The organism is Candidatus Avelusimicrobium alvi, assembly GCF_958451995.1.
GTDB lineage: Bacteria > Elusimicrobiota > Elusimicrobia > Elusimicrobiales > Elusimicrobiaceae > Avelusimicrobium > Avelusimicrobium alvi.
Map to the genome: position 1 here is coordinate 149,821 of NZ_CAUDSG010000001.1, position 10,124 is coordinate 159,944.

A 10,124-nucleotide genomic window follows, 5' to 3' on the forward strand; every position below is an offset into this window, starting at 1 on the left:
GGGTATTATGAGCGACAAAGCAAATAAACGAAGCGGCATGCTGGGCACGATATACAATATGCTGCCCGGAATTGACGACGATTACGCCGCCAAACTCGTCTACACGCTGGAAAACAAAAAAACCCTGCCGCAGCTGCAGCAGGACATTGCCGACATCGCCGCGCAGTTAAGCTCCGACTCGCCGATGACGGACACCACCGCCGCCAAAATTTTACTGGACGAAATCACCGTCCCGGCCGCCCTGCGCCAGCTGCGCATTTACAACAACGCCACCTCCATCACCGAACTCTGCGCCGCGCTGGAAATCCCGGCTAAAGACACCGGAAAACTGCTGGAAGTGTATTCTTCTTTCTCTTCGCGCAAATACTTTGACGAAGAATTCGCCGCCGCTTTAAAAGACGTGCAGGACAGCGATATGAAAGACGCCGACAAAGCCCTCCACGCCGTGAACATTCTGCTAAAAAACGCCGATGAACTGCTGGCCGCTTCGCTCAAAACCGCCAAGCAAAATAAAAAGGATATTTTTAAAACGGCCGACAAATACCATTTAAGCGTTAAAACCACCGCCGAGCTGGAGCTTCTTTATACCCAGCCCGCCAGCATCGCTTTTCAGCCGGAGTTTGAACGTTTGTTTAAACTGCTTTTGGAACAAAACCCGGACAAGCAGCTCTGCGCCTCGCTCGCCGCGCGCGCCATGCTGTGCCAGATTACGCCCAAAGACGCGCAGGACGTGGCCCTTTTGTCCAAACTCTTAAACGGGCAGATTCTGGAAGACGATTTAATGATTATCGCCTGCCGCTATTTAAAAGCCAAAACGCCGGCGGACATCGCGGCCACGTTTGAGGCCGTGCTTAAAAAACTGCCGCACGTATCCAGCCCGGAAGAAAACCTGGGCCTGGCCGTGCGCGTACTGCTGGACGGAACCGCCGACAGCTTTGAAAACGCCAGCCAAAAAGCCTCCATCCGCCGCGAGCGCGAAGTACTGCGCCGGAACCTTTCCAAAAAAGATCTCTACAGCGGCTATGAATACGACCTGGCCGACCGCTTCGGCGGCAAAAAAACTTTTGTGCAGCTGGAGCGCGAAATGCAGGAGCTCCTGCACGCGCTTCCGTACTGCAGCGACGAAAAAGACAATAAAGAACTCGCCTGCAAGGTGCTTCTGGGCTCTTTAAGCCAGGAAGAAGCCGCCAAACAGGCCCAATACCTGCGCGACTTAAAAGCGCAGACGCTTACGCAGGGCCTCGCGCCGGAGCTGATGAAAAGCTACCTCGGCACCAAATCCGCCGAAGAGCTGATGAAGTTTTTTGAAGAATCCCTGGCGCCGTACACTTTCTGGAAATCCGACCGCGAAAAACACGTCTTCGCCCTGCGCACGCTGGTGGGGGAACTAAACGGCACGTACAACCGCCGTATTTCGCAGTTTGTGCTGGAAATGCTGGAAAACGGTTCTTCGCTGGAGCTGATGACGGATATGCTCACCAATATCCAGAAGAAAAAAACCAGCAAAGAAGAGCTGGAAAATTTGCTTAACCGCTACAAACAGGCGCGCGCCTCTTCAAAAGCGTAAGCGCGCCGCGGGAAAAAACGCTGTTAAATCGCGCGATAATTTGCTATGCTTTTATCGTGCCGTGTTATATTTATTTTTTCAAGGGTGAAAAAACATGAGATATTGGGTCTACATCAACGACAAAGTAGAGGGTCCTTACGAAGAGGACAAACTGGTAACGCTGCAAGGCTTTACCCCGGACACGCTGATCTGCTCCGAAGAAATCGCCGCGGGAGGCACCCAGGAATGGGTGAAGGCTTCCAGCATTTTTGAATTTGACCAGGTTGAAAAAACCATCAACCAGCCGCTTCCGGCCTCCGAAGTCTTCAAAACGCAGACCGCGCACAACGAGCCCCTGCCCGCGCAAGCCGCCGGGGCGGATAACGTAACCGGACTGCTTTTGGAAAAAATTGATTTGCTGACCCGCGAAATTTCCGGCCTGCAGGCCAAGCTTGACGATATGCAAACCAAGCTGGATACGGCCATCGCTTCGGCGCAAAACGCCCGCACCGCCACCCAGCCCCTGCCCGCGTACGAGCCGCCTCAGGACGACGCGCGCAACACCATCACCCTTACGCGCCAAGATATAGACCCCGTCAACGAAGAAGCCCTTATCACCAACACGGAAAGCCTGGTTTCCCAGGCGGAGGACATCGTCGCCGCCGCCAACCAGGAAAAACCCTTGGATATGCTCGGCCCCGTGGACTTGGGCGATAAAAAAGACGGCGCAGACTCCGCACAGACCGAAGTTTCCCTCGGCTCCAAAGCCGAAGAAGAAGTGGTGCTCCGCTCCGCGTTAGATTCCTTATATAACGCCAAGGTCCAGACCCAGGAAGAAAAAGAAAGCACTTTCCAGGACCTGCTGACTCCCAAACAGGCCCAGGAACTCGCCGCGCAGGCCGCCGCCTTAAAAGCCGCCGAGCCCGCCAAACCGACGCTGGACGACGCCCTTAAATCCGCCGAAGCGGAAAACCCGGCCGAAGTCAGCACGCCGTCCGTGGACGAAGCCGCCAAAGACGCACTGCTTAGCGAACTGACCGCCGAACCCAAAGAAGACGTGCTGGACCAGGTCATTAAAGAAAAAGAAGAAGAAAAGAAAGCCGACACCTTTAACATCGCCGCGGCAGCAGCAGCCGGAGCCGCCGCCGGCGCGGCCGCCGTGGCCGGCCTCAACGCTTTATCCGGCCAAGAAGAAAAGAAAGAAGACGCCCCCGGCTTTGAAACCGTGGCCGAAGCGGCCGCCGAACCGCTGCCCGAAAAGCAGACGCTGGATTTTACCAGCGCACAGCAGGAACCCGCGCTTTCTATCGCGCCGGACCGGGCCCAGCCCGAACAGGTGGAAGAAGTAAAACCCGCCGCCGAAATGCCGGCGGACCAGCCCGTCCAGCCCGAACCGCAGGCGGCCCCCGCGGCCGGCCCGCAGCTGGCCGACTTGCCTTCTATTGACGACCAGGCCGCCAAACCGCAAACGCTTGAGCAGGCGGAAGAAAAAGACGAAACCCTGCAGGAACTCGTCCCCGGCGCCAAGGCCGAAAAACCCGAAGGCGTCATCATTACCGACGCCGACTTGAACGAAGCGTTCGCCGAGCGGGATACGCAGGAAAGCCAGAGCGTGGAACAGCTCTTTGGCGTAGCGCCCGAGCAAAAAGCCGCCGAACCGGCCGCCGCCGATACGCCCGAACCCGCCCTGCCGCAGTTTAGCGACCAGACGGCCGACAAGCCGCTGCCCGTAGGCAACCCCAACGATTTAACCGAAATTGAACTCAAAGAAGGCTCCACCTATTTGATTTCCGATTTCGTGCCGCCCGCCCAGACGGACGGAAACGCCCTGCCCAAAGAACTCAGCGGGCTCCAGTCCGCCTCCGCCAACCCGGACGACGCGCTGAACCAGCCGCTGGACGAAGCAAGCCAGACCTCCGACGTACAGGAAATGGTGGCTTCCACCAAGCAGACGGAAAAACCGGTTGAACCGGCTACGGACGCGCCGAAAGACGTTACGGTGTCCCAGGTTATTTTGGAAAACACCATCAAAACCAAACGCGGCGCGACGCTGGACATCAAAACCGTGCCGATGGTGCCGGAACCGGCCCAGTCCGACCGCCTGCACCTTGACGACTTGGACGACGACATCAACACCCAGCACGACATGAAGAGCGCGGACGTAAAAACCTCCGGCGGCATGACGAAAGCCATTATCGGCACGCTGGTGGCGGTTGTATTGGCCGCGGTCATCTACGTTATGCTGGCGTTTATGAATTTAATTCCGCCGCAGTTTAACCTGCTTTCTTCCAAACAGGATGCGGCCCAAACCGCCGAACAAAACGCCCAAATGGAAGAAATGTTAGGCGGACAGACTGCGCAACAGCCCGTTTACAACGAACCGTCTCCCGCCGCCAACCCGATGGACGCGACGCTGGCCGAAGTGAAAAACTTCCCGCTGATGAACGGCTATACGCTTCAGGAATTTATTGAAGCCAAACATCCGGCCGCCAAGGACCTGATTACGTGGGACATTTCCACCGCCGTGGATCCGGACAATTACTCCATTCTGGTAAAAGTTCCGCCGGAGAATCCGCAGAGCTTCAAAATTTCGTACCGTTTCAACTATAATACGGTAACCAAAGCGCTGGACCCGACTATTTCTGATGCCAAGAATCTGTTGGACTCCGTTTCTCAAGGCGGAATGATGCCCCAACAGCCGTCCGCGGCGGCGCCGCAGACGGGGCAGGAGCAGGGCGTGTTAACCGTCCCGCCCCAGAATATGCCCCAGCAGACCGGAACGGTGAACAGATAATCAGTTCTTTCCTCAAAAAGCCCCGCTACGGCGGGGCTTTTTTATGGCGTGCCCCTTTACACCTCTTCGCCTAAAACGCGCACAGCGGGGCAAATAAGCCTAAAAACGCCCCAATAACAATGAATACGCGCCCCATCGCGAAGGAGGAGGGGGAAGCCCCGCCGGCATTCCGGCGGCGGCCAAACAAACCTTACATAAAACCCCCCGGGCGTGAGCCCGGGGTATCTTTTGTTCCAAAATCTCAGCTTCGCTTGATTTTGCCCCCCGCTAAAAGGAAAGGATTTACAAATTTGGCCGTCATCCCGGCCATGGAGCCGGGATCCAGTCTGTTTAATAAGAAAACTCCGTTTTCTTGCGGCGGGATACACACTCCATCCCTCGGGCTTACGCCCGGGGTTTCTTGTAAGCGGTATTTATAAAAAGCCACACCGCTGCTTGCGGTGTGGCTCTAACTTATTTATAGACAAACCAGCGGGACTTGCCGGCCGGATATCCCGTATCGGGGGTTATTTGACGGCGTTTTTGGCTATGCTTTCCAGCACGTGAAACGCCTTTTCCACCCAGTTCATGCTCAGCCATTCATACGGCCCGTGCGGGTTTTCGTACCCGGCAAAGATGTTGGGCGTAGGCAGGCCGCGAAGCGTCAGCTGGGCTCCGTCCGTGCCGCCGCGCGCCTGCGTCAGGCGGTACTGCACATGGTTTTCCTGCAAGGCGGCTTCCAGCAGTTCCATCGCCTGCGGGCGTTCTTTTAAAATGTCGCGCATATTGCGGTACTGCTTTTTAAATTCAATTTCAATTTTGGCGGCCGGATATTTGCGGCGTTTTTCTTCGGCCAGCGCTTCCAGCATCTTTTTAAATTCTTCAAATTTGGCCAAATCGTGTTCGCGAACGATGCCTTTTAATACGGCGCTGTCCAGCCCGCCTTCCACGTCTTTAAACAGCACGAAACCGTCTTCGCCGTCGGTGGTTTCGGGCAGTTTGTCTTCCGGCCAGGAGGACACGATATCCGCCGCGATGCGCACGGGGTTGGCCATAAACCCTTTGGCCGAACCGGGGTGGCAGGGCTTGCCGGTAATGCGGAAGGTTACGGTGTCGGCATTAAAATTGCCGCAGTCAATATCGCCCAGCGTGGCTCCGTCTACCGTATAGGCAAAATCCGCGCCGAATTTTTCCACGTCAAAATAACCGATGCCCGTGCCCGTTTCTTCGTCAATGGTAAACGCGGCTTTTAACGGGCCGTGTTTGATTTCGGGGTGCGCGGTTAAATACTCGGCCAGCGTCATAATCACGGCAATGCCGATTTTATCGTCCCCGGCCAACAGCGAATTGCCGTCCGCCGTAACGATAGTATCCCCGACGCACAGCTTGAGGCTGCGGTCCGTTTCCGGGGTAAGGAACATTTTTTTGTCGGCGTTAATGGTAATTTTTCCGCCGTCATAATCGGGGTGGAGCCGGGGGCGGATATGTTTACCGCTGTAGTCGCAAACGGTGTCCATATGCGCAAAAAGCCCGATAACGGGGGCCTTTTTATCGGTATTGGCGGGCAGCAGCCCCGTTACAAAACCGTATTCGTCTACTTCCACATCCGTAAATCCGACGGTTTTCATTTCCGCGGCCAGTTTATGCGCAAAAGAAATCTGGCTGGGGGTGGTGGGAACGGCGGTGCTGGCGGGGTCGCTGGTGGTGTCCACGGCGACGTAACGAACAAAACGGTCATATATTTTTTGTTGTAAAGGATTCATAATATCTCCATAAAAGCTAAATTTATTATACAATTTATTATTCTCAGACTTTGGAGGTTTTATGAAGAAACTGTTCTTGCTTCTTTTGGCGGGTACGCTTTTTACCGCGTGTGCGACCGTCAAGGAAACCGAAAATATGGCCGACTGCAAGTTCTCGCTTAAAAGCGTGGAACTGACCGATTACAATTTAACCTCGTTCGGGTTTGACGTTACCATCGCCATCACCAATATGAACCGCAAAGAGGCCGCTTCGCTCAAACGTTTTGAGGGGGAACTGAGCGTAAACGAAGACAAAATGGCCGACGTTACGCTTAAAGACATTAAAATTGAGCCCAATTCCGTTAAAAACGCCAAAGCGCGGCTGACGGTGCCGATGTCGGTATTTAACAGCAAAACGCTGGGGCTTATCAGCATGGGCAGCGGCACGCTGGACTACCATTTGACGGGCACGATGTATTTTGAAGGCCCGCTGGGGGTGGAAATCCCGGTGCCGGTGGACATCGGCCGTATCGGAAGCTACAACTGATTTGAAAGAGAGGTAAAGCAAGCAGCACCCTAAGCCGCCCGGCTTAGTTACAATTTATCTGTTTTTGGAACCGTATGGGAATACGGAGAGCTGTCGGGAGACCGACGGCATTCTTGCACTCCAAAAGCAGCTGGTTTAGGCGCAAAGCAAACGGACTAATTACCCGGTTGTTTTGCGCCGAATGTTCCTTGCCATAGCAATATGGCAAGGAACTACGGCTGTTATAGTTTGGGTTAGTGCAAGAAGCTCAACTATAACGGCCGTTTTTTGCGTTATGTTTTCCAAAAACAGAATTAAAAATAAGGAGAAAACATATGCAACCAACTGAAACGGGATTCACGCTCATTGAGCTGCTGGTAGTTGTACTGATTATCGGCATTCTGTCCGCGGTGGCACTGCCGCAATACGAAAAAGCCGTGGAAAAAAGCCGTGCAACGGAAGCAATCACTTTACTTAAAACCCTCCGAGACCAACAGGCTCTTTGCTTATTGGAACATTCAAATGAGAGCAATTGCATGCAAGGGTCGGAAGATAATAATCTATTTACTTCTATAAACTTAGAAGTAAAAGGAAACCAAACACCTATATGTGACTATGGTACAACAGCAGGCCCCGCCACCAAAGATTTTGAATACTGGGCAGACGGACAATATATCATGGCAATCCGCAGACCTTGCAATAAATATACGTTGGAAACCACCGCCTATCAAAGCAATTATGTAGATGCAAGTGTAAATAATATCACTTGTTCAAACGACAGTGAGGACGGAAAAGATTGGTGCAAAATAATAGGTTTTTAACACAAAAACGCCCCGGGCCAACAGAAAGGCCCGGGGCGTCCAGTCCGCAAAACAGCTTACAGCAAAATCAGGCGCAGGATAAAGGCCGATACAAACGCCATCCCCAGCGTAAGCGCAACCACTCTAAACGTATCTTTCCAGCCGCTTTCGCGCAGCATGACAAAGAACGTGGCCACGCAGGGCAGATACATCGCCATAAACACGCACGCCACCACAATGGACTGCGGCGCCAGGTGGAAAGGCTCCAACAGGGCGATGGATACGTCCTTGCGCAGGAACCCTAAAATCAAAAGAGGCGTGGTTTCGGCGGGCAGACCCAGCAAATACTCCACCGGATAGCGCGCAATACGCGCCACCCAGTTCGTTACGCCGGAAAGCTGCATCAAATCCACAAACACAATGCCGATTAAAATCAGCGGAAGCGCGTCGCACAGGTATTCTTTCATGCGAATCCACAGTTTGCGCAGCAGCGGACGGATTTTAGGCACCTGCCAGGAAGGGATTTCCATAAACAGTTCCGGCGTTTCGCCTTTCATCAGCTTATTTAAAATCGTTCCGGCCACAAGGCCGTTGACAAACAGCGCAAAGAATACAATCAGCATATATTTAAGGCCGTAAGGCGAAAGAATGGAAATAATCATGGCCGTCTGCGAAATACACGGCGCCAGCACCAAAATAAGCGCCAGCGCAATAATCCGCTCCCGCCGCGTTTCCAGCACGCGTATGCCCATCACCGCCGGCACTTTGCACCCAAATCCCAGCATAATGGGAAGCGCGCCATAGCCGTGCAGACCGATTTTGTGCAATAAGCCGTCCAACAGCACCGCCAAACGGGGCAGATAGCCCAGCTCGCCCAAAAAGCCCAGCAAGGCGTAAAACGCCAGCACATACGACATCACGTCCACCAACGCAATTTTCAGCCCGTCGGTCAGTACGCCGAAATAAGTTTCGCCGCCGTCGCCCAGCAGCAAGAACCCCAGGTAATTGTCTTTCCACGCGCCGAAAATACGCTCCAAAAACGGCACATAATAATTTTCGTACAGCGGGTCAAAAAAATCAATAATGCCTTCGCCCACCCAACGAATCAAAAAGAAGGAAAGAATCAGCACGCAGAACGCAATGGGCAGGCCCGTAGCGGGCGTGGTGGCCCAGCCCTGGAGCTTTTCCCAGAAAGACGGATGTTTGTGTTTTACCGTCTGCACTTTATGAATGATATGGCCGATGGCGTGCCATTTTCCTTCCGGCGTGGGGGGAATAACCAGCGGGCTTTCCGCCGTTTTGTGCGAAGCGATGCGGGCGGCCTGGTAGGCCAGGTCTTTAAGTCCTTCGCCCGTGGTGGCCACGGCGGGAATAACGGGAATGCCCAGCAGTTTTTCCAACGCTTTTACATCAATGTTAATGCCTTTGCGCTGGGCCTCGTCAAACTTGTTAAGCAGCAGGATGACCGGCTTTTTAAGCTGCATGATTTCCAGCAGGAAATACAGGTTGCGCTCCAGGTGGGAAGCGTCCGCCACGCACACGATAAAATCGTATTCCAGCTCCTTAAACAAATTGCGTTTGCGGCCCTCAATCAGCCATTCTTCTTCCAGGCGGTAGAGGCCGGGAATGTCAATAATATCGTAGGATTCGCCGTCAAACTGGGTCTGGCCGTAATTAAGCCCCACCGTCGTGCCCGGAAAGTTGGACGAAATAATGCCAATCCCCGTCAGGCGGGAGAAAATCAAGCTTTTTCCCACATTGGGATTGCCCGCCAAAAGAAAAGTATTCTTTTTGGAGGTAACGAAAATTTTTTTGGCGGTTTCGCGGCCGATGGCCACTTCCGTGCCGGACACGTTTACCACCACGGGGCTGGAACCGGCCTTGCGCGTGATAAACTGGCCCTTGAGGATGCCCATCGCGGCCAGTTTTCCGGCCATTTTGGCATCCGTTTGAATCTCTTTAATCTGGGCGGTGGTGCCCGGTTTAAGCTGATGAAGTGTGCGGGAGTTGTCTTTTTCCATAAAAGTTAGTTTATCCTTACTTTAATATTTTACCACAACGCCCGCCGCTTTACAAGAGGGATATTCCGACGGGGCCCGCCGGCCGCGGCGCGGGGAATTATTTTTTTGTATAATTTAAGTAACAATTTTTACCAAAGGAGACCAAAACTATGGCTTATAAAGTTAATCCGGATACCTGCATCAACTGCGGCGCTTGCGAATCCGCCTGCCCCGTGGCCGCCATCAGCGAAGTGGACGGCAAAAGAAAAATTGACGAATCCAAATGCATTGAGTGTGGCGCTTGCGCCGGCACCTGCCCGGTGAACGCGATTTCTCTGTAAGACGGATTGCGACACTTTAAACCACCTCGCAAGGGGTGGTTTTTTATTATACGGGCGGGCAGTTATGCCAGCCCAAAGCCTACCTGCCGGAGCAAACCGCTGTAAGAGAAAGAGCGTGGGGCAGTTATGCAAAGCATAAGTACACCTGCCCGGTGAACGCGATTTCTCTGTAAGACGGGTTGCGACGTTTTAAAACCACCTCGCAAGGGGTGGTTTTTTATTATACGGCGGGTAGTTATGCCAGCCCAAAGCTTACCTGCCGGAGCAAACCGCTGTAAGAGAAAGAGCGTAAGGGCAGTTATGCAAAGCATAAGTACACCTGCCCGGTGAACGCGATTTCGCTGTAAGACGGGCTGCGACGTTTTAAAACCACCTCGCAAGGGGTGGTTTTTGATT

The 10,124-nt window shown here is 53.6% G+C and carries 7 protein-coding genes; 5 read left to right on the plus strand and 2 right to left on the minus strand.

Annotated elements, in window-relative coordinates; translation table 11 throughout:
* The first annotated feature begins 7 nt into the window (after positions 1–7).
* Positions 8–1,567: a hypothetical protein gene (locus tag ACQY36_RS00725; RefSeq protein ID WP_428072058.1), complete on the plus strand. Its 1,560-nt coding sequence runs from the start codon at positions 8–10 to the stop codon at positions 1,565–1,567.
* 94 nt (positions 1,568–1,661) lie between these two features.
* Positions 1,662–4,340 (plus strand): hypothetical protein, encoded by a 2,679-nt coding sequence (locus ACQY36_RS00730; RefSeq protein WP_428077298.1) that lies wholly within the window; start codon positions 1,662–1,664, stop codon positions 4,338–4,340.
* 506 nt (positions 4,341–4,846) lie between these two features.
* On the opposite strand, the gene pepT is transcribed toward ACQY36_RS00730, so the two are convergent.
* Entirely contained in the window at positions 4,847–6,082 is a 1,236-nt protein-coding gene (gene pepT / locus ACQY36_RS00735) for a peptidase T (RefSeq protein ID WP_428077300.1), read from the minus strand.
* A gap of 61 nt (positions 6,083–6,143) precedes the next feature.
* Between pepT and ACQY36_RS00740 the strand changes: the two genes are divergently transcribed.
* The gene (locus ACQY36_RS00740; RefSeq protein WP_428056673.1) at positions 6,144–6,608 is read left to right on the plus strand and encodes a hypothetical protein; all 465 of its coding nucleotides are present in this window, start codon (positions 6,144–6,146) and stop codon (positions 6,606–6,608) included.
* A gap of 314 nt (positions 6,609–6,922) precedes the next feature.
* Positions 6,923–7,408, plus strand: coding sequence for a pilin (locus tag ACQY36_RS00745; protein WP_428071954.1), 486 nt, complete (start codon positions 6,923–6,925; stop codon positions 7,406–7,408).
* 56 nt (positions 7,409–7,464) lie between these two features.
* On the opposite strand, the gene ACQY36_RS00750 is transcribed toward ACQY36_RS00745, so the two are convergent.
* Positions 7,465–9,408: a FeoB small GTPase domain-containing protein gene (locus ACQY36_RS00750; RefSeq protein ID WP_428077302.1), complete on the minus strand. Its 1,944-nt coding sequence runs from the start codon at positions 9,406–9,408 to the stop codon at positions 7,465–7,467.
* Positions 9,409–9,557: 149 nt separating this feature from the next.
* On the opposite strand from ACQY36_RS00750, the gene ACQY36_RS00755 reads away from it, so the two are divergent.
* Positions 9,558–9,728: an indolepyruvate ferredoxin oxidoreductase subunit alpha gene (locus ACQY36_RS00755; protein ID WP_428056676.1), complete on the plus strand. Its 171-nt coding sequence runs from the start codon at positions 9,558–9,560 to the stop codon at positions 9,726–9,728.
* Positions 9,729–10,124 lie beyond the last annotated feature (396 nt).